This is a genomic window from Polaribacter gangjinensis (genome assembly GCF_038024125.1).
Lineage (GTDB): Bacteria > Bacteroidota > Bacteroidia > Flavobacteriales > Flavobacteriaceae > Polaribacter > Polaribacter gangjinensis.
This window is the reverse complement of record NZ_CP150662.1, coordinates 17,501-39,676: the sequence shown is the minus strand read 5'-3', so window position 1 is coordinate 39,676 and position 22,176 is coordinate 17,501. Positions and strand designations below refer to the sequence as shown.

The window sequence follows — 22,176 nt, the reverse complement described above, 5'->3', positions numbered from 1 at the left end:
TGGTATTAACGCATAAATTTCCCTCATTTAAGCGATATTTAAAAAAGTTAATATAAAATATAATTAATGAGTTTTGTTGAGTGGCTGTTATCTTTCGTTTATAAGATAAAAACGTTCCCTCTTATTATTCAAATAACCATCGTTTTAACGATGTTTTTCATCGTTGCTTCAATTGCTCTTGTAATAACAATTTACACTATTAGAAAAAAGCACAACAAAACTCAACGTTTTTTGAAAGAAAAAGTGCCTGAAATCAAAAAATTATTTGAAGCAGTACTTTTTGAAAATGAAAAATACGATGAAGTAGAACTTTTTGAAAGATTTAAAAACATAGTTGAAGAAGTTAATAGAGAATCTTTAAACTATGCCGTTGATGTGTTAGTGGGTTTTAAAAACGAAAACAGGAAGTCTGACCAATACAATTTCGTAATTAAATCTTTAGGAATCATAGAGCATTTAGAAGCAAAATTTGATTCTAGATCAAATAGTGAAAAAATTGATGCATTCCAAGAAGCTTTTGTATTAAATTTGAATAAATTTGATTCAAAAGTATTAACGCATGCATATAGTAGAAATTCACAAATAAGAACTGAAGCTCGTAATTCATACTTAGCTTTGAGTTCAAATGACCCTTATCGTTTTTTTGATGAATATGATACATCACTAACGAAATGGGATGAAATAGAATTGATGCAATATTTAAAATTACAAAGTCAAAGGGGAAATTTAGAGGGTTTAGGAAAATGGATAAACTACTCTAAAAATGACTCTTTGGTAATATTTTTGATTAAAATGGTTGGTTATTTTAAACAAAAAGGTATTGATGAAATTTTATTAGAAAAATTAGATGATGACAATGCAAAAGTTAGAGCAGAAGCAATTTTAACTTTGGGAGAATTAGGTATTAAAGACACAGAACAAACATTAATTGATAGATATTATACAGAACCTGAAGTATGCCAAGTTGCAATTGTAAAAACAATAAAAAAATTTAACACAGGAAAATCATTGAAATTTTTGCAAGAAATTTTTAACGAGACCAATAATATTGATACTAAAAAAATTATTGCAGAGGCAATTTTAAATTATAGCTATGAAGGTAAAATCGCATTTCAAAATTTAAAAAATTCATTAAAAGGATTTGATTTAACCATTCTAAAGCATATTGAAACCCCTTTAATCAAGTATAAATAAATGGAGTTTTTTGTAAAAATTTATGAGTACTTTATCTTTTTCTATGCTACCTCACTAATTCTGAGTTACTTAGTCTTAGCTATTTTCTCATTTATTGCTATAAATAATTACAAAAGCTATAATACTGATATTGATGATGAAGAATTACTAAGCTCTAATTTAGCTCCAGGTATTTCAGTAATCGCACCAGCATATAACGAAGAAAAAACGATTATTGTAAATGTAAAATCTTTGTTAACTTTAAATTACCCACTTTTTGAGGTAATTATTGTAAATGATGGTAGTAAAGATAAAACTCTAGAATTGCTTATCAAAGAATTTGACTTAGTTGAAGCACCTTTTGCATATGTTGAAAAAATCAAAACTAAACCGTACAAAAGGACCTTTAAATCTCAAAATCCTAAGTACGAAATCTTAACAGTTATTGATAAAGAAAATGGTGGTACAAAAGCAGATGCTTTCAATGCCGGACTAAATGCTTCTGTTTTTCCATATTATTTAAACACGGATGTAGACTGTATTTTAGCGAGAAATACTTTGACCAAAATGATTAAACCAATTCTAAACTCAAAAGTTCGAGTTATTGCAGTTGGTGCTACATTGCGAATGTCAAATAACTGTGAAATTGAAGAGGGAATTATCACGAGAGTAAGACCTCCAAAAGCACTGATTCCTCGTTTTCAAGAATTAGAATACATCAGATCATATCTTTTAGGGAAAATGGGTTGGGAGCTAATCAACTCTGTACCAAATGTTTCTGGAGGTTTAGGGATGTTTGATAAAGAAATTGCCATTAAAGCGGGTGGTTATGGTGCAGACTCTCATGCCGAAGATATGGACATGATGACAAGGATGGCTGCACATATGATGAATAACCGACTTGATTATAAAATTGGGTATATTCCTCTCTCCTGCTGTTGGACAGAAGGACCTCCAAACGTTAAAATTTTAAGTAGGCAAAGAACAAGATGGGCCTCAGGATTATTCCAAATGTTTACAGATCACAGAAAAATACTTTTTAATCCCAATTATAAAAGATTGGGATTAATTACATTTCCATACATCTTCATTTTTGAGTTTTTAGCGCCCATAATTGAAGCCTTAGGAATACTTTTTACCATTTTTCTATTCTTATACGGATATATCAATTGGAGTTTTGCGCCATTAATTTTGTTATATTCTTACACATTTGCAATCATGATTTCATCGGTTGTAATTATTTGGGATCAAATGACGTTTAAATACTATAATACCACCAGAGAAGTTTTAACATTATTTGTTACTGCTTTTATCGAACCTATTATTTACCACCCAATGATTATGTTTTTCTCGTTAAAAGGATACTACAGTTTCATTACATCTCGAGAATTAGCCTGGGGAACCATGACTAGACAAGGATTTGAAACTGAGAAAAAAGAAGGTGATGCTGATAATAATAACCCAAATGATTTTAACAGTTCAGGAGGAGAAAATAATCAGAAAAATTCCAACTTATTAGAACGAATGAGAGAAAAGAAATTATCTGGTGAGGTAGAACAAATAAAAACATAAATTACCTTAAAATACTATGAAAATAAACAAGTTAATATGCATTTTTATTGTGATGATTTTGTCACAACTAAATATATATTCACAGATTTATGATTCTTCGGATTTATATTTTGAAGAAGCTAAAAAAAATATTGCAGAAAACAACTTTGCGAAAGCTGCAAAAATGAGCTGGAGAGGTTTACAAATATCTCCTAATGACTTAGACTTAAAAATTTTATTAGGACGATCTAACCTTCAACTAGGAAAATACGATACAGCAAGATATGTTTTAAAACAAGTGTACGAGAGAAGAAGAAAAGATATTGATGTTTTACAATATTTGGTAAACCTTGAAGAAACAACTAAAAGATATTCTGATGCAATTTGTTTCGTAAATGAGCTACTAGAAATTACTCCTTACAGTAGAGGTTGGTGGTTGAAAAAAATCAATATTTATAAAGAAATGGGTAATTTTCAAGAAGCTGAAAGAGCGTTGAAAAGATTATATCAAATTTATCCAAATGACACTGAAATTGGTAGAGCCTACAATGATGTAATGATTGGTGATGGTTATGAAGCAATACGTAACAAAAAATATGATGAGGCGAATCAAATCTACAAAACCATCATAGATAACAACCCAAGTAATAAAGAGGCTTATCAAGGAATCATTGCTAACGAAATGATGAAAGGTAGTAAAGAAAATGCACTTCAATTTACCGAAAGAGCGTTATTAGAACTAAAAGATGATTTAAGCCTTGTAGAGAAAAAAATTGGCTTATTGGTAGAATTGGGAAGGCATGGAGAGGCAATTACATACATCAGAAGTTTAGATAGAGCAAAATTTCCAACAGTATACTCTAAAACACTTCCCTATGTAATGCAAGAAACGGCTGTTTTTAGTCAATACAATGACAGCTATACTGTATACAAAAAAATAGCTGAAGAAGGTGGTGGTGGTGAAGCTATGGATATTGTAATCAATACTGCACTAGGTAAAGGATATTACATTGATGCAGAATACTTTCTAAAAAAAGTACTGAGTAGAAATCCGGATAACAAAAAGTATCTCATCAAACAAATGCAGTTATACAAAGCGATGTTAGATACTGAAAATTATAACAAAGCGGTTTTAAATCTTCATGAAAAATTTCCTGATGATACTGATATTACTTACGCATACAACAAATTAATGTATGATACTGCAAAAGACTATATTTTAGGTAAACAATATGACAAAGCGTTGCCTATTTTAAACGATTTGGTTTCATCACCAGATTTTACAAAAGAAGCTGAACAACAAATTTATAGCATTCTACTTGAACAAGAAAAATTTGATGAGGCTACAGATCAAATTGATAAATTGATTGAATTAGATCCTGAAAATCCTGATTATTTGGTAAGAAAATCAACTTTGTATCAAAAAATGCAAATGTTTGATGACGCACTTACCATCACAAGAGATTTAGAAGCGAAATATCCCTTAGAAAAAAAATATACTGATTTATATGTAAGCCAAGTTGAAGAATATGCAACATTCTTGATGCGTGAAGAAAAATTTCAGCAGGTTTTACCAATTGTTGAAGATGGATTGACAAGACAAAACAACAATAAAACATTGTTGGATATCGCTATAAACGCCTCATCAGCCATCCCTGATTATCAAAAAGGAATCAATTACAGTTTAAGTGCTTTGAGTTTTTATCCTGGAAATAAAAATTTCAAATTAAAACTTTCAAACATGTACACGTTAAACAAAGATTATGACAAATCTGTTGCCATCTTAGATTCTTTGAAAAAAATATACATTTATGATAGAAAAATTAAAGATGCTTTGGCTGAAGTTTTATTTTTCAAAGGAAAAAATTTCGAAGATGAAGGTTTGGCAGATGAAGCTATAAAAAGTTATGATTCTGCCTATTATTTAAATCCTAAAGACGATGGTTCTTTGCAACGATTAATCAATTTATACATTACCAATAAACCAAATGAAGAGGCGCTTGAATTTATCAATAAGAAACTGAAAAAAACACCAAATGATAATTTTTTAAGATATAAAAAAGGTGTTGTTTTTGAGTTGATGAAAGAGTATGATTCTGCCTATTATTATCAAAAATACCGTGTAATTGACAATCCATATGAAAAGCAAGAATGGAATATAGCACTCGAAACTTTACGAGCAGAACAACTCAGAAATATCATTGGAATAACTTATGCAAAAGCAACATCTGATTCCTTGCCCTTTAGTACTTCTCTTGCTGGATTAACTTTCAATAGAAAATATGAAAAAAATACGTATGGAGCTGTTGTAAATTATGCTGCCAGAAGATTAGGTGTTGGTGTGCAACCAGGAATAAATTTCTCGAGAATTTTAAATAAAACAATGTATGCTGATGTTGGTGTTTTAGTTGGAACTCAATTCTTCCCAAAATTTATTTTGTACGGTAATGCTTATAAGGAATTTAAAAAAGGATATGATGCACAAGCAGGTTTGCGATTTTCAAGACTTCAAGATGATACAAACTTTATCTCCTTACTTTTAGGTGGTGGAAGAACTTGGCAAGATATTGTAGTTTCATCAAAATTAAATTTAATGACGGATAGTGATTTCTTTTATTTTAATTTGATGGCACAAACCCGAATAAATGTCAACACGCGACAAGATAAAGTAACGGTAACGATTTCTGGAGGTAGCGCACCATTTGACAATCAACTTCCTGAAGGTCAAGCTGTATTTTTAAACTTCTCAAATGTATCTGTAGGTGCTGGTTATCATTATAACATTTCTCCAAGAACAATTTTGGCTATTGATGGAACTTGGACAAATTTTCAAAGTAATACGTTTTCAGAGGGTGCATTTGCATTCGTAAACCAATACAATTTGGCTTTTACAATCATTACTAAATTTTAGAAAAAGTTCACATCATATTTTAGACATATGTTCCAGAAATATTTATACCTCTTGCTATTTTTTTCTATCATAAATTCTTGTGCGCAAGACAAAAATGAATTCACGTTTTATTCTAGTGAAAAGAAAATAGTCCCTAGAATTTCAATTCCGTTAAATGCTGATGCTGAGACTACTCTTGCAGCGGGTGAATTCGTTAAAAATTTTAAATTATTAACTCAAGAGACGCTAGTTGTTGAGAGAAGTAATGGTTTGAATCAAAATTACACTTATGTTGTACTTAGTGTAAATCCTACTCAAAAAGATAATTATTGTATTTATAAAAAAGAAAAAAACATCATTATTCAAGGTTCATCCAATGAAAATTTAGGTTTTGCAATTCAAGAATTTTTTAAAAAGTTTACTCTTTTAAGCTTTCCTGAAAAAATCAATCAAAGTTTACAGAATGAAATTCAAACAGAAGTAATGATTCCTAATGAATTGAGTATCTGTTCAACGCCTGATTTTGAATATAGAGAGCCCTATTTTTCTCCCAATTTTGATGCGGAATTCAGAATTTGGAACAAAACAAATTATTTAGAGTTAGAATGGGGACTTTGGGGGCACAACTTGCCAAAACTTATCAAAGGAGCTCAACTACCTGAAACTATTTTTGCTGAGGTTGATAAAGAAAGAAACGAAGAGCAATTTTGTTTTACAAGCGAAATATTTTTTGAGTTTGTAAATGACAAAATAAAAGACATTCATGAAAATGATGCAGTTCTCAAAAAATTCATGATTTTGCCCAATGATAATGAAATGGTTTGTACTTGTAGCACTTGCAAAGCTGTGGGTAATACCACAAAAGATGCAGCACCTGCCGTATTTACATTTATGAATAAATTGGCTAAAAATCATCCAAAATTGTTGTTTTTTACAGCTGCTTACAATAGTGTAAAAGAAGTTCCTAAATTTAAAGCTTCTGAAAATTTGGGTGTTTTTTATAGCACAATCAATATCCAAAAGGGAATTCCGATTGAAAGAACTAAGAATTTTGAAAAATTTGAAAGTGATATCAAGAAATGGAAAAATTACATAAACAACGTTTATGTTTGGGATTATGGGGTAAATTTTGATAACTATTTTGGGCTATATCCATCCTTAAAAGTAAATCAAGATAACTTTAAATTGTATAAAAAATTAGGCGTAAATGGCGTTTTCATGCATGGTAGTGAATACAATTATAGTACACTAGAAGACATGAAAACAACAATAATTGCCAACTTACTATGGGATACAAGTATAAATTTAGATGCTGAAATCAATAAATATTTTACATCAAAATATCCACCGAAGTTAGCAGATATATTAACAAACTACTATTTGTTTACTGAAAGTAGTTTTTACACCAGTAAAAAAGAACTCGGTATTTATAGTGGTATTAACAAATCTGTACGAAAATATTTAGATCCGAAAGTATTTTTTAGTTTTTATAAAGAATTTGATACACACACTCAAAATAATAAATACGATAAAGATTTTTTAAAATTAGCTACAGCTTTTACATTTTTGAAATTAGAAATCATGAGAGATGCTGGTTTTAGCGAATATGGGTTTGCATCTTTAAATGGAAATGACGAAATAATTGTAAAAAATGAAATTGGCACTTTATTAGATAAGCTATTGATTTACAGTAAATCAGCTGACATAAAAACTTATAATGAAGTAAAATATACACTAGAAGATTACATCAATAGTTGGAAACAAACCATTTTCAGATACCATAAAAGAAAACACTATTTCTACAAAAAATCTTTCAAAGTGTTATCTAATTTGGATGAAGATTATCAAAATTTTAAAATATTAAATGACGGAACTTTTGGATTGAGAGATTACAATACTAATTGGCATTTAACTTCAACAGATAATCTAATTCTTGAGATTGAAAAAAGTTCTATTTCTAAAGCTAAAAAAATTACATTTTCATTTTTACAAGACAAAAAACACAAAATTTATTACCCAAGTTTTATAGAAATTGTAGATATGAACAATAAATTATTGAAAAAAATATCAGTACCTACAAGTGAAGATGTGTTGAATACCAAAGAAATTTCAATAGATTTACCTTCTGATTATGACAAACTTCCATTACCTGAATATTTTAAAATTGTGATAAAAAGAGCTGAAATTTCTGGGAAAAATGCATTGGCCTGTGACGAAGTTATTTTTAATTAAAAATTAATTAAATTTACATTCATGAAAAACGTATTTTTCTTCATATCATTAATCATCATTCTAAGTTCTTGCGAATTTAGAAAACCAAGTATTGATAAGGTAAAAAGGACTAAAATGGAAATTGAAGATCCAGAGCGTCATTATTACCCAATCCTTAGAGGGTCTGAATTGGATGTAGCGTATAAATTTTATAACAGAGGAACTGAACCTTTGATTATATACGAAGTGCAAGCCTCTTGTGGTTGTATTGAAGTTGATTATCCAACTGGTTCTGTGGGACAAGATGACTTTGGTTTTATAACATTAAATTACGATAGCGCTAAAAATATTGGTTATGTAGAGTTTTATATTACGATCATTGCAAATACCGAAAAAGATATTTTTACGACTGTTAAATTCGATTTAAATGTGGTTACTTCTCCTCATTATACGCAAGATTATGAGGAAATCTATATGGAAAGACGAAGACAAAAATTGGCTGGAGAAGTTGACGGTGATCTAACTAAACAAGGATATTATGTAGATTTTGATAAAACTGTCAGATAAGATATGTTCAATTCAAAAGAATATTATCAAAAGAAAACTGCTCAGTTTATAGAAAATTGGTCTAGAAAAAGACGTAATAAAGTCCGCTTTACTTTGATTGAAAGTTTTTATTATTCCTTTTTTTTCTCCTTGATTTTCGCATTTTTTTTACAAGAAACAAAAAACATAATTTCTACAGCAACACTTTTTGTATTCATTACTTCATTTATAATGTACTTTTTAGTTTCTTATTTTTTACTTTTTTCAATCTATGAAAATAGATATCAACGTTTAACAAAAGAAAACAAACATTGATTACTCATAAAAATATTTTCTTAAAAGAAATAGCAAAAGCCCTTTTAAAATTAATTATAGCCGGAGTTATTATTGGGGTCTTTAAAAAATACGATGCCATATTAGCAGTTTTTTTATTTTTGAAAGTACTACAAAACTGTTATAAAGAAATTATAAAACCACACACTAATAAGAACTGGATTTTATTAATTGGCATGTTATTAACAGGCTTTGGAGGAATTGTTGGTGAAACGTGGGGAGTTCACAATGGTTATTGGGAATATCATGAAGTTTCGCGTGAATTGCCTTTATGGTTGCCTTTTGCATGGATGCTGGCTTTTCATTATTTATACAAATTAGAACGAAATTTAATTGCGCTTTTAGCCAATCAAACACAGAAAAATAAAATTATTTTAGCACTTATCTTGGCTTTAATATTACCAGCTTTTGGAGAAGTGATTACAATTCAATTAGGCGTTTGGACGTATTATTGGCCGTATCAAATATTGGGAGTTCCTTTATATGCTTTTATTTGCTTGGTTTTTGTGCATATGTTAGTGTACTTAATTTTACATTATATCTGCAAAAAATACCAATGGAAAGATGCCGTTTTCTATTAAAATTCTAAAACGGTAAACTCATGTTGTAAAGGTTTCAAAGATTCTTTCAACATTTCAATAAAATCTCCTCCATATTCTAAATAATATTCTGAAAAATTTCGTTGACGTTCTTCCAAACTTTGATTCGGAAATAGTTCATTTTGAAGGATAGTAATTCGTTGAACCAAATCTTCATGACGTCTTTTTTCAGCTTTTAATAAACGCTTTTCAAGATTTTCTAAGCCTTTAATTTGTTTGCGTTCTTGAGCATTTACAGCGTTTACAAAAGAAATATCTGTTTGTTTTGCAACTTGTTTTAATTCAGAAAATTGATTTTGTAAAAATGCTTTCTTTTCATCAAATTGAATTTGAATATCAGAATTTTCATTGACTTTTTTTGAAATCAACTCATGTTGATTTAAGAAGATTTCTTCCATTGAAATAGAAAGATTTTCCAACTTTTTAACTTGTTTTGAAGAAATCACTTGCACAGAATTTCGAAGTAATAAGATTGGAAAAGGAACAGCAATCGCATCAAAAAACCCCTTCAATTGCAACCAATAAGCGATTTCTCCTCCTCCACCAATATAACATAAATTGGGTAAAATTACCTCTTGATACAAAGGGCGTAACAAAACATTTGGAGAAAATTTCTCTGGATGATTTTCTAATTCTTGTAAAATTGCTTCTTTTGAAAATTCAATTTCTGTATTTAAAACTTTGTAAATGCCATTTTCAAAAACAATGCGTTCTCTAGAATCTTTTTGCAAATAAAACAAATTGATTTCTCTCGGGTTTACTTGAATTTTATACTCTCTCTCTAATTGAGCAATCGTTTTTGAAACTTCAATAGAAGAAGTTTGATGTAACAATTCGTTTTTAACAAACGGACTAAAAACTTTCTTTAAATCTTTAGAATCTCCATCAATTATGACCAAACCATATTGACCAAATAATGAATTTGCGATAAATCGAGTTGCATCCGCTAAATTATTGTGGTTCAAATACGCCTCATAAAATAAATTTTTCAGATATAAAGCATTTTTAGAATTTCCTAAATGTGCTGAAAAAACGTTTAAGACTTCCTCTAAACCATCTGTAGAAAATCGTCCAACTGCACCTCCATCTTTTCTGTTCCACAACACTTTTTTCCCATTAAAATTAAAATAGTTGATTTCATCAAAATCATGATCTTCAGTTGCCATCCAATAAATTGATACAAAGTTTTTATCAGGAAATTTTTCTGATAATTCTTCACATAAATTAATGGTAGAGATTATTTTATAGAGAAAATACAAAGGTCCTGTAAACAAATTTAATTGATGTCCAGTAGTAATTGTAAATGTATTTTGTGACTGTAAAAGTTCAATATTCTCAGCTGTTTTTTCCGAGACTTCAACCGTTTTATATTGATTTTTTAATTCGTTATAAAGAATGGTTCGTGTTTGTAAATCAAATGATTTTTCTTTTTCTAAAATTTGATGATGAAATCCATCCAAATCAGGAAAATGATTGTAAAATGGGGTTAATTTTTCGTTTTTCTCTAAATAATCAAGCATCATTTTTGAGAAAAATCCGGTTTTTTGAAAAGGAATATGTGTTACTTTCATAACGCTTTCACACATTTTTGAGCACAATCAACCTCTAAAGACAAACACATACGCTTTTAATAATTTTGGTAAAATTACAAATATTTTAAGCTTTGATGGCTACTCAAAATCAATCTAACATATTTTTAACGAACAAAAACGTATCATCTTTATAAAATCCATTTATTTCAGTACTTTTGACAATCATCAAAATTTTTTTCATGAAAATTAAAACTTTATTTTTAGTTGCTTTTTTATCTATTAATCAACTATTTTCTCAAAATATTCAATCCCCATCAGAATTTTTAGGCTACGAAATTGGAAGTCGTTTTACAAAACATCACAAAGTGGTTGATTATTTTGATTATGTGAGCAAATCATTACCAAATGTAAAGCTAGAAAAATACGGCGAAACCAATGAACACAGACCTTTGTATGTTTCATACATTTCATCTGAAGAAAATATCAAAAATTTAGAGGAAATCAGAAAAAGCAACCTTTCTCAAACAGGCATTTTAAAAGGAAATGCTGATAGTAAAGTTGCTATAATTTGGTTGAGTTATAATGTTCATGGAAATGAGGCATCTAGCACAGAAGCCTCAATGCTAACACTTTATGAATTAGTAACTTCAAAAAAAGATTGGTTAAAAAACACGTTAGTCATTATGGATCCCTGCATCAATCCTGATGGAAGAGAGCGTTATGTAAATTGGTACAATCAAGTAAAAAGTACGCCTTTTGACATTTCGCAAGATGCAAAAGAGCATTATGAACCTTGGCCTGGAGGAAGACCAAATCATTATTTATTTGACTTAAATAGAGATTGGGCTTGGGCTACTCAAGTTGAAACACAACAAAGATTGAAGGTTTATAATAAATGGATGCCACATATTCATGTTGATTTTCATGAACAATTCATCAATAATCCATATTATTTTGCGCCAGCTGCAGCTCCATTTCATGAAATAATTACAGAATGGCAACGCAATTTTCAAACTGAAATTGGAAAAAATCACGCAAAGTATTTTGACAAAGAAGGTTGGTTATATTTCACCAAAGAAAGTTTTGATTTGCTATATCCAAGTTACGGAGACACGTATCCAACTTATATGGGTGCAATTGGAATGACCTATGAACAAGCTGGTCATGGACGTGCAGGTTTGGGAATTCAGACGGATAAAGGAGAAGTTTTAACTTTGAAAGACAGAGCTTTACATCATATGACTACAGGAATTTCTACCGTTGAAATTGCTTCAAAAAATGCAGAAAAACTGAACAATGAATTCAAAAAGTTTTTTGACAATAGTAATTTAATGTATAAAAGTTATGTATTGAAAAATGACAATCCTGACAAAACTGCTCGCTTAAAAAAGCTACTTGACAAACACGAAATAAGCTATGAGTTTGCTACTAATGGAATTGCAAAAGGATTTCAATATTCAATTTCAGAAGAAGGAAAAATAAACACTTCAAATGGTGATTTAGTGATTCATACCAATCAACCTAAAGGAAAAATGGTGAATGTTTTGTTTGAACCAAAAGCATTTTTAGCAGATTCATTAACGTATGATATCACTGCTTGGTCAATTCCATACGCTCATGGTTTTGAGGCGATTGCATCTAAAACTATGATAAATTCAACTAAATCAATTGCTAAAGAAACTATTACAAATTTAGTAGATAAAAATGCGTATGCATACATATCTAAATGGAATAGTTTGGATGATGCCGTTTTTTTAGGAGATTTATTAGAAGAAAATATAACACCTCGCTTTTCTGAAAAACCATTTTCAATTGAAGGAAAATCGTATGAAAGAGGTTCTTTGATTATCTTAAGAAATGACAATAAATCAGAAAATTTTGATGAAAAATTGATTGAAATTGCCAATAAAAATCAACGTAAATTACAGGCAGTTTCCACTGGATTTGTGAGTTCAGGACCAGATTTTGGTTCTCCAAGTGTAAAACCAATTAACAAACAAAAAATAGCGTTACTTTCAGGAGAAGGCACTTCATCTCTTGGTTTTGGTGAAATTTGGCACTTTTTTGAAACAGAATTACAATATCCAATTACAATTTTAAATTCGGATTATTTTGGTAGAATTAATTTATCAAATTTTGATGTTTTAATCATTCCTGATGGATATTATGATGATTTTTTATCAAAAAACACCCTCGAAAAAATTACAAGTTGGGTTCAATCTGGAGGAACTTTGATTGCTATAGATAATGCTTTACAAAGTTTTGCTGACAAAGAAGGATTTGCCTTAAAAAGTAAAGAAACTGAAAAAGAAACCAATAAAAATTTAACTCCGTATGCAGATTTAGAACGTAAAAGTGTTAAAGATTTAATAACTGGAGCTATTTTTAAAAGTAAGGTTGACAATACACATCCATTGGCTTTTGGATATAAAGACACTTATTTTTCTTTGAAATTAGGAAATAAATCATATTCTTATTTAGAAAAAGGTATAAATGTTGCTTATTTTACGGAAGCAAGTAAAAATATTTCAGGATATGCAGGCAGTTTGGCAGTGAAAAATATACCAGAATCCTTGTTATTTGGTGAAGAACAAAAAGGAAGAGGAAGTATTATTTATATGGTTGATAATCCATTATTTCGCTCATTTTGGGATAACGGAAAACTATTTTTAGCAAATGCTGTTTTTTTGTTGAATTCAGATATAATCAAAAAGTAAACATCTAAATACACTTAAAAAGCCACTGAAAATTCAGTGGCTTTTTAATTTTATAGAAATAGTACCCTTTATTTTTTTGTAGGAATCAAAATTAATTCCTCTTGAGGCGGAATTAAATAACGAGCTCCATCTTTCGTAACAACAGCGATTTCTTCTACAGAAATCGTTTTGATAGTTCCATCTTTTCGTTTCCACGCATGAAATCCATCAAAAGCAAACGTCATTCCTTCTTTCAATTTTTTTTCAGAGGCTGGTCTAACATGAGACGCTTGAGAACCTCCTAAATTAGGCCCAATATCATGCGCAACATATCCAACAGGATGTCCTGTACTCCACATCACAAATTCAGATTTTGCGGCATTCATTAACACCCTTTGCGCACTATCAACTTGAACGCCTTTTACACCGGGTTTCATTGCTGCAAGTGCTGCTCTATTTCCTGCTTTAGAACTTTCCCAATAAAACTGAATATCTTTTGGAGCCACTTTTTCACCTTCTTTCAAAACATAGGCAAATCGTTGAATATCACTCACCCATCTATTGTATAATTTAATACCAAAATCAATTTGAATGACATCTCCAGGCATAATTATTTTATTGGTTGGATGAGAATGTCCTCTATCTGGACCAGAATTTACATTCGGATTTTGGTCAGGAGCCCAACCATCAGTAACGCCATATGCTGTCATTTTTTTCTTTAAAAACTTTGCAATATCAGCATCTGTAGAGACTCCTGGTACTATTTGTTGATACGCTTCAATTTGCCAAGCTGCGGTTAATTCGGCGGCTTTTGTTAAAATTTCAACTTCTTCTGGAATTTTAATAGACAACCATTCGTACACAAGTTCATCTGAAGAGACTAATTTTTTAGCTTCACTTCCTAATAATTCTTCCAAGTTTTTTCTTTGCGTAAATGACAATCCATCTGCCATAGAATTCCCCGTTGAAGAATTAATTGCAATGGTATCAAATTGCTGATTTTTAACAAATTCAGCTGCCATAGCTACTGCTGAAACTGCTCTGTCAACAGGAATCACTTTATGATGAATATCCAATTCGTCTAAAGCAGTAGCTTCTCCAGAAGGAGAGAAAACCAATGAATGAAATCCTTTTGAATCATTATAAAATAAAAAAACTGCAGTTCCACCTGCATTTTCACCACCAATATGTTCTGCTAAAGGATCATTATTATTTTCTCTACAAATTACTATCCAACAATCAACATTCGCATTTTTAAGTGCTTTTGGTAATAATGTATTGATTCTTTTATTTCTAATTTCAGGCCAAGGATTTTTTCCCCAAAGTCCAATCGGATTTACATTTTCAGAATTTTTTGAATCATTAAAACAACTCACTGCTAAAATTGCAATAAACAAAAAGACTAATTTTTTTCTCATAAAATGAATTTTGAATGCAACTAAATTACAATATAAAAAGAAAAAACCACTGAAAAAATCAGTGGTTTTTAATTTTATAAAAATGTAAAAAGATTATTTTTTATCTTTTTTCGCTTTTGCGTCCATTTTTTTCTTTAAATCAGCCAAATCATCATTCAAATCTCCTAAAGTAGTTTTTTCTCCTTCAGTTGCTTTTTTAACAGCGGCTTTTACATTTTTCTTTTCTTGTTCTTTGTAGATAGATGAGTGAGAAACAACTACTCTTCTGTATTCTTTAGAAAACTCTAAAACTACAAACTCTGCGGTATCTCCTTTTCCAAGTTTAGAACCATCTTCTTTGTCCAAGAATCTTACAGGAGCAAATCCTTCAACGCCATCTTCAAAAGTGATTACTGCGCCTTTATCGTTTTTATCTTTAATAGTTCCTGTGTGAACACTTCCAATTGCATAGGTATCTTCGTGAATATCCCAAGGGTTATCTAACGTTTGTTTATGACCTAAGTTTAATTTTCTGTTTTCAACATCTAGCTCTAAAACTTGTACTTCTAATGTATCTCCTACAGATACAAAATCTGATGGATGCTTGATTTTTTTAGTCCAAGATAAATCAGAAATATAAACCAATCCATCAATTCCTTCTTCTAATTCAACAAATACACCAAAGTTTGTATAGTTTCTTACTGTACCTGTGTGAACAGAACCTACTGGATATTTCGCAGTAACATCAGTCCAAGGATCTGGGTGTAATTGTTTGATACCCAATGACATTTTACGATCTTCTCTATCTAAAGTTAAGATTACAGCTTCGATTTTATCACCCACTTTTACGAAATCTTGTGCAGAACGCAAATGCGTTGACCAAGACATTTCAGAAACGTGAATCAAACCTTCAACTCCTTGCTCTACTTCAACAAAAGCTCCATAATCAGCCAATACTACAACTTCTCCTGTTACTTTATCACCAACTTTTAAATTAGCATCTAAAGCTTCCCAAGGATGAGCAGATAATTGTTTCAATCCTAATTGGATTCTAGATTTGTTATCATCAAAATCTAAAATAACAACGTTTAATTTTTGATCTAATTCAACTACTTCATTTGGATGATTGATTCTTGACCAAGATAAATCTGTAATGTGGATTAATCCATCAACACCACCTAAATCAACGAAAACACCATAAGAAGTTACGTTTTTCACGATTCCTTCTAATACTTGACCTTTTTCTAATTGACCAATGATTTCTTTTTTCTGAGATTCGATATCAGCTTCAATCAATGCTTTGTGAGAAACTACTACGTTTTTGAATTCGTGGTTGATTTTAACAACTTTAAACTCCATAGTTTTTTCAACAAATTGATCGTAATCTCTAATTGGTTTCACATCGATTTGAGAACCTGGTAAGAATGCTTCAATTCCAAAAACATCTACAATCATTCCACCTCTTGTTCTACATTTTACAAAACCGTTAACAACTTCTCCTGTTTCGTGTGCATTGTTAACACGATCCCAAGCTTTGATAACTCTTGCTTTCTTGTGAGATAATACTAATTGACCAGAAGAATCTTCTCTTTTATCAACCAAAACTTCTACTTTGTCACCAACAGCTAAATTTTGATTGTAACGGAATTCATTCAATGAAATTACTCCTTCTGATTTTGAGTTGATGTCGATAATAGCATCTCTATCAGTAATTCTGATAACAGTACCTTCAATTACATCACGCTCTTTTACGAAACCTACTGTACCATCTAAAGCAGTTTCAAATTGTTTCAACATTTCGTCATCAATAGCATCAATTCCTTGTTCGTACTTGTGCCAATTGAAATTTTCTAAAAATTGTTGTGGGTTTACAGTTTCTACAGTTGTAGACTGATTTTGTGTGTTTGTTTCTTCAGACATTTCTGAAAATAAATTTGTATCTTATTGTATTTCAGATTTTTAACGATAAAAACAACAAGAGATGTTTTTATAAATTATTTTTTTCTAATCCTTTTTCAAATCTGTTATCGTAAAAAGGAGTGCAAATTTACAAAAAATCATTGATTTAAAGCATTTTAGATTTAAAATATTAAAAAATAATTGATTTATATTTGTTAAAAACTAAATTAACATGAAAAGTATCTATTCAGTTTTGGCTTTATCCATTGTTTTTGGATGTATTTCATGCCAAAAAACTCAAAATCAAGAAATATATTTTCACAAATCACATGAAGAAAGTAGAAAAAATGCTCCATTTTCTGATGTAACTCAAGTGGGAAATCTCTATTTTTTGACAGGACAAATTGGCAAAAATCATCAAACAGGAAAAATGGCTGAAGGTGGTATTGAAGCAGAAACAACTCAAGTTTTAAAAAATATTGAGGATGTTTTAAAAGAACATCAACTTACACTAAAAGATGTTGTAAAATGTACCGTAATTTTAGCTGATATAGAAGATTTTTCTAAAATGAATGCAGTATATACGAGATTTTTTGTTGATAATTTGCCAGCAAGAACTACCTTTGCAGCCAATTTAGTAGCAGGTGCAAAAATTGAAATTGAAGTGATTGCTGCAAAAAAATAAAATGGATACAAATACAAAAGAATTAGTAAACCAGGGAAAAATGTTGCCTTTAATGGAGGCATTTTACACGATTCAAGGCGAAGGATATCATACAGGAAAAGCTGCTTATTTTATTAGAGTTGGTGGTTGTGATGTTGGATGTCATTGGTGTGATGTAAAAGAAAGTTGGAATGCAGAGTTACATCCACCCACATCAGTAGAAACAATCGTAGAGAACGCAAAAAAATACTCAGATACTATTGTAATTACTGGAGGTGAACCTTTGATGTGGTCTATGGATTATTTGACTAATTTGCTTCAAAAAAACAATATGAAAACGCATATTGAAACTTCTGGAGCTTATTCATTTTCTGGAAAATGGGATTGGTTTTGCTTATCACCAAAGAAAACAAAACTTCCATTGGATGAAGTTTATAATGAAGCTGACGAACTAAAAATGATCATTCACAACAAAAGTGACTTTGATTTTGCAGAGCAACAAGCAGCTAAAGTTTCAGAAAAGTGTGAACTTTTTTTACAACCTGAATGGAGTAAAAAAGAAAAAATGACGTCGGAGATTGTTGATTATGTGATGAAAAATTCGAAGTGGAAAATTTCTTTGCAAACTCACAAATACCTGAATATTCCTTAAAGTTTAGCTGATTTTCTGATTAATTAATTCACAGATTTTTTCAAATTGCTCTTCAATTCCTAAATCAGAATTGTCAATTTCTATAGCATCAGTAGCTTTTACTAATGGAGAATCATCTCTTGTAGAATCTATTCTATCTCTTTCTTGCACGTTGAATAAAATATCCTCGTAAGATACAATATCTCCTTTTTCAATCAGTTCATCATATCTTCTTTTAGCTCTTTTTTCAGGAGATGCAGTCATGTATAATTTTAGTTCAGCATCTGGAAAAACAACGGTTCCTATATCCCTTCCATCCATAACAATTCCACCATTTTTTCCCATTTCTTGTTGTTCTGCTACTAATTTTTTTCGAACTTCTGATATGGCAGCAATTTTACTTACGAGCTGAGAAATTTCTAAAGTCCGAATTTCATTTTCAACATTTTTGTTATTCAAAAACATTTCCGCAAAACCAAGATTTTCATTGAATTGAAAACGCAATGAAATATTTGATAAACTAGCAATAAGTGAATCTTTATCTAAAAAATCGTGAGTAACAAACCTGTTATTCTTTGCAAAAAGTGTAACAGCTCTGTACATTGCACCTGTGTCAACATAGATATAATTGTACTTTTTGGCAATTAATTTTGCAATTGTACTTTTTCCTGTGGATGAAAATCCATCAATAGCAATAGTAATTTTTTTTTTCATTTATCTTTTATCTAAGTCGATTTGCAAACTAAAAGTACTTGCATTTGTTGCCGAATGAAATTTAGAATAGGCATAATTGAATTTAAAATTATTCATTTTTAATCCAAATCCAAAAGATATTCCTCCAAATGTTCGTACGTTTTGTAATTTTAATTCAGCAGCTCTTCTAAAATTGTAACCCAATCGTAAATTAATGGCACTTTCTGGAAATAATTCAGCACCAACTACAAAGTGTCTTAATGCATTTTGAAAAAAATTAATATTTTGATTGGTGATATTTCCTTCTAAATCTATAGCTTGTTCTGATGGATTTGGAACTGAGATATTCCATTTTTGTAAATTATCAATTGTTAAATACCATTTTAAAGGGACGTGTTCTAATTGATAAGATGCACCTAAAGCAACTTTAAAAGGAAGATTCTCTCTTTCGTTATCAAATGATTTTAATTGAGTCCCAAAATTTCTTAAAACCAACGTGAAAGAATATAATTTATAAGGACTATAATAAATAATTCCAAAATCAGCTGCAACTCCATAGGATGTAAAATTACTTATAGTTGAATTTATAAGTTTTACGTTTGCTCCGAAATATAAATTTGTCCAAGGTAAATTTCTTGCATATCCAACAGAAAATGAAAGATCACTTGCATTAAAATTACCAGTTTCATTTCCTTGTTCATCAGCACCAATTAAAGTACCATAATTAAGATAGCTAATATTTCCATGAATAGTTCCGAATCTTCTAGAAATTAATCTTGCATAAGAAATAGACCCAATATTTATACCTCCTAAATAACTTGAATAATTAACACTTAATTTATTATCAATATCGTCATTTATAACAGCTGGATTCCACGTTGGCTGGTTTACATCATCCATCAGCGTAAGCACCTCTCCACCAAGGGCAATTTGCCTTGCAGAAGTATTCAAATTTAAAAATTGATATACATTTTCCCCTCCAACCTGACTGAACAAGCTTAAAGAAAAAAAGCTAGATAATAAAAGAAAATAGTTTAATTTCATGCATAACAAATTAACAAACTATATTGCTAATAACGAAAATAAATTATAAAATTATATTACATATTTATAAAACCAAAAAACCTCATATCGATTGATATGAGGTTTTAAGATTTAAGAAAGGCAGCGACCTACTCTCCCACAATAATGCAGTACCATCGGCGCAATTGGGCTTAACTTCTCTGTTCGGGATGGGAAGAGGTGAGCCCCAATGCTATAACCACCCTAAGTTGTTAGTTATGAGTTTTGAGTTTTAAATTTTGAGTTGTTTGACAACGTATTTTTTAACACTCATAACTTATAACGCTCCACGTTAGTGGAGTAATAAGTTAACATATGGTAAAACAATACAATAAGAATTCTAGATAGCTACTCAAACAAGTTGAGCATTTAAAAAAAAGAGTTTCTCCCGAGCCGAAGCTCGGGAAGCGTACATAAGTCTATGGGTTATTAGTACTACTTGGCTATGACATTACTGCCTTTACACCTATAGCCTATCAACGTGGTCATCTCCCACGACCCTTTAAAGAAATCTCATCTTGTGGTGGGTTTCGCGCTTATATGCTTTCAGCGCTTATCCCTTCCCGACGTAGCTACTCTGCAATGCTCCTGGCGGAACAACAGATACACTAGAGGTCAGTCCAACTCGGTCCTCTCGTACTAGAGTCAGATCCACTCAAATTTCTAACGCCCGCTACAGATAGAGACCGAACTGTCTCACGACGTTCTGAACCCAGCTCGCGTGCCACTTTAATGGGCGAACAGCCCAACCCTTGGGACCTTCTCCAGCCCCAGGATGTGACGAGCCGACATCGAGGTGCCAAACCCCCCCGTCGATATGAGCTCTTGGGGGAGATCAGCCTGTTATCCCCGGCGTACCTTTTATCCTTTGAGCGATGGCCCTTCCATGCGGAACCACCGGATCACTATGCTCTTGTTTCCAACCTGATCGACCTGTATGTCTCTCAGTCAAGCACCCTTATGCCATTGCACTCTACGCACGGTTACCAAGCGTGCTGAGGGTACCTTTAGAAGCCTCCGTTACTCTTTTGGAGGCGACCACCCCAGTCAAACTACCCACCAAGCACTGTCCTCATCTCTGAGTTAGAATCTAGATAAGCAAAGGGTGGTATTTCAAGGATGACTCCACAACTCCTAGCGAAGCCGCTTCGTAGTCTCCCACCTATCCTACACATTACTTATCCAAACCCAATACTAAGCTATAGTAAAGGTGCACGGGGTCTTTTCGTCCCGTAGCGGGTAATCGGCATCTTCACCGATACTACAATTTCACCGAGCTCATGGCTGAGACAGTGTCCAGATCGTTACACCATTCGTGCAGGTCGGAACTTACCCGACAAGGAATTTCGCTACCTTAGGACCGTTATAGTTACGGCCGCCGTTTACTGGGGCTTCATTTCAGACCTTCGCTTACGCTAAGCCCTCCACTTAACCTTCCAGCACCGGGCAGGTGTCAGGCCATATACATCATCTTTCAATTTAGCATAGCCCTGTGTTTTTGATAAACAGTCGCCTGGACCTTTTCACTGCGGCCCCGATTGCTCGGGGCGACCCTTCTCCCGAAGTTACGGGTCTATTTTGCCTAGTTCCTTAGCCATGAATCTCTCGAGCACCTTAGAATTCTCATCCCAACTACCTGTGTCGGTTTACGGTACGGGTTCTTATAATCTGAAGCTTAGAGGTTTTTCTTGGAAGCTTTTAGGCACACTATCCATTTGTCCGAAGACTCATGGTACTATCAGACTTTAGCTAGTTCTGCGGATTTGCCTACAAAACTAATACCTACATCCTTCAACGAACTATTCCGTCAGTTCGCGGTGCTTTCAATACTCCGTCACCCCATCGCAATTATAAGAAGTACAGGAATATTAACCTGTTGTCCATCGACTACTCCTTTCGGATTCGCCTTAGGCCCCGACTAACCCTCAGCTGATTAGCATCGCTGAGGAAACCTTAGTCTTTCGGTGTGCGGGTTTCTCGCCCGCATTATCGTTACTTATGCCTACATTTTCTTTTGTAACCACTCCAGCATGTCTTACAACACACCTTCTACGCAGGTTACAATGCTCCCCTACCTCCCGACTTGACGTCGGGACCATAGCTTCGGTAATATACTTATGCCCGATTATTATCCATGCTCGATCGCTCGACTAGTGAGCTGTTACGCACTCTTTAAATGAATGGCTGCTTCCAAGCCAACATCCTAGCTGTCTGTGCAATCGAACCTCGTTAGTTCAACTTAGTATATATTTGGGGACCTTAGCTGATGGTCTGGGTTCTTTCCCTCTCGGACATGGAC

At 31.8% G+C, this 22,176-nt stretch carries 14 protein-coding genes and 2 rRNA genes (1 of these 16 running past the window's edge); 9 read left to right on the top strand and 7 right to left on the bottom strand.

The genetic code is table 11. The annotated features are described in order from the left end of the window. Window positions 1-66 precede the first annotated feature (66 nt). From WHA43_RS00165 to WHA43_RS00140, 6 genes are all read left to right on the top strand, one after another. Entirely contained in the window at window positions 67-1,194 is a 1,128-nt protein-coding gene (locus tag WHA43_RS00165) for a HEAT repeat domain-containing protein (protein ID WP_146104875.1), read from the top strand. Continuing rightward, the gene (locus tag WHA43_RS00160) at window positions 1,195-2,745 is read left to right on the top strand and encodes a glycosyltransferase family 2 protein (RefSeq protein ID WP_226742916.1); all 1,551 of its coding nucleotides are present in this window, start codon (window positions 1,195-1,197) and stop codon (window positions 2,743-2,745) included. A 16-nt stretch (window positions 2,746-2,761) separates the two neighbouring features. Then, window positions 2,762-5,635: a tetratricopeptide repeat protein gene (locus WHA43_RS00155; protein WP_146104874.1), complete on the top strand. Its 2,874-nt coding sequence runs from the start codon at window positions 2,762-2,764 to the stop codon at window positions 5,633-5,635. A gap of 27 nt (window positions 5,636-5,662) precedes the next feature. Then, window positions 5,663-7,846, top strand: a complete 2,184-nt coding sequence (locus WHA43_RS00150; protein ID WP_105045166.1) for a DUF4838 domain-containing protein — start codon at window positions 5,663-5,665, stop codon at window positions 7,844-7,846. Between the two features lie 21 nt (window positions 7,847-7,867). Then, on the top strand, window positions 7,868-8,392 hold the full coding sequence (locus tag WHA43_RS00145) for a DUF1573 domain-containing protein (protein WP_105045165.1): 525 nt from the start codon (window positions 7,868-7,870) through the stop codon (window positions 8,390-8,392). A 290-nt stretch (window positions 8,393-8,682) separates the two neighbouring features. Next, window positions 8,683-9,285 (top strand): hypothetical protein, encoded by a 603-nt coding sequence (locus tag WHA43_RS00140; protein WP_105045163.1) that lies wholly within the window; start codon window positions 8,683-8,685, stop codon window positions 9,283-9,285. Here WHA43_RS00140 and bshC read toward each other — a convergent pair. Then, window positions 9,282-10,874, bottom strand: coding sequence for a bacillithiol biosynthesis cysteine-adding enzyme BshC (gene bshC, locus WHA43_RS00135; RefSeq protein ID WP_105047223.1), 1,593 nt, complete (start codon window positions 10,872-10,874; stop codon window positions 9,282-9,284). The two genes, WHA43_RS00140 and bshC, sit on opposite strands and share 4 nt — an antisense overlap. A 200-nt stretch (window positions 10,875-11,074) precedes the next feature. Here bshC and WHA43_RS00130 point away from each other — a divergent pair, with 200 nt between their 5' ends. Then, on the top strand, window positions 11,075-13,552 hold the full coding sequence (locus tag WHA43_RS00130; protein ID WP_105045162.1) for a M14 family metallopeptidase: 2,478 nt from the start codon (window positions 11,075-11,077) through the stop codon (window positions 13,550-13,552). A gap of 68 nt (window positions 13,553-13,620) precedes the next feature. Here WHA43_RS00130 and WHA43_RS00125 read toward each other — a convergent pair whose 3' ends face one another. Together WHA43_RS00125 and rpsA are read right to left on the bottom strand one after the other, a co-directional pair. Continuing rightward, a complete protein-coding gene (locus WHA43_RS00125) occupies window positions 13,621-14,949 on the bottom strand; it encodes a M24 family metallopeptidase (protein WP_105045161.1) in 1,329 nt (442 codons plus the stop codon). 93 nt (window positions 14,950-15,042) lie between these two features. After that, the gene (gene rpsA / locus WHA43_RS00120; protein WP_105045160.1) at window positions 15,043-16,848 is read right to left on the bottom strand and encodes a 30S ribosomal protein S1; all 1,806 of its coding nucleotides are present in this window, start codon (window positions 16,846-16,848) and stop codon (window positions 15,043-15,045) included. A gap of 211 nt (window positions 16,849-17,059) precedes the next feature. On the opposite strand from rpsA, the gene WHA43_RS00115 reads away from it, so the two are divergent. Both WHA43_RS00115 and WHA43_RS00110 read left to right on the top strand, forming a co-directional pair. Further along, a complete protein-coding gene (locus tag WHA43_RS00115; RefSeq protein WP_105045159.1) occupies window positions 17,060-17,512 on the top strand; it encodes a RidA family protein in 453 nt (150 codons plus the stop codon). Window position 17,513: 1 nt separating this feature from the next. Further along, window positions 17,514-18,143: a 7-carboxy-7-deazaguanine synthase QueE gene (locus WHA43_RS00110; protein ID WP_105045158.1), complete on the top strand. Its 630-nt coding sequence runs from the start codon at window positions 17,514-17,516 to the stop codon at window positions 18,141-18,143. Window positions 18,144-18,146: 3 nt separating this feature from the next. On the opposite strand, the gene cmk is transcribed toward WHA43_RS00110, so the two are convergent. The 4 genes from cmk to WHA43_RS00090 form a co-directional block, all read right to left on the bottom strand. Further along, window positions 18,147-18,836: a (d)CMP kinase gene (cmk, locus tag WHA43_RS00105; protein WP_105045157.1), complete on the bottom strand. Its 690-nt coding sequence runs from the start codon at window positions 18,834-18,836 to the stop codon at window positions 18,147-18,149. After that, complete coding sequence (gene porQ / locus WHA43_RS00100; RefSeq protein WP_105045156.1) at window positions 18,837-19,859, bottom strand: type IX secretion system protein PorQ; 1,023 nt, start codon at window positions 19,857-19,859, stop codon at window positions 18,837-18,839. A 115-nt stretch (window positions 19,860-19,974) separates the two neighbouring features. Next, window positions 19,975-20,084, bottom strand: a 5S ribosomal RNA gene (rrf, locus tag WHA43_RS00095). A gap of 202 nt (window positions 20,085-20,286) precedes the next feature. After that, a 23S ribosomal RNA gene (locus tag WHA43_RS00090) occupies window positions 20,287-22,176 on the bottom strand; it runs 991 nt beyond the window's last position.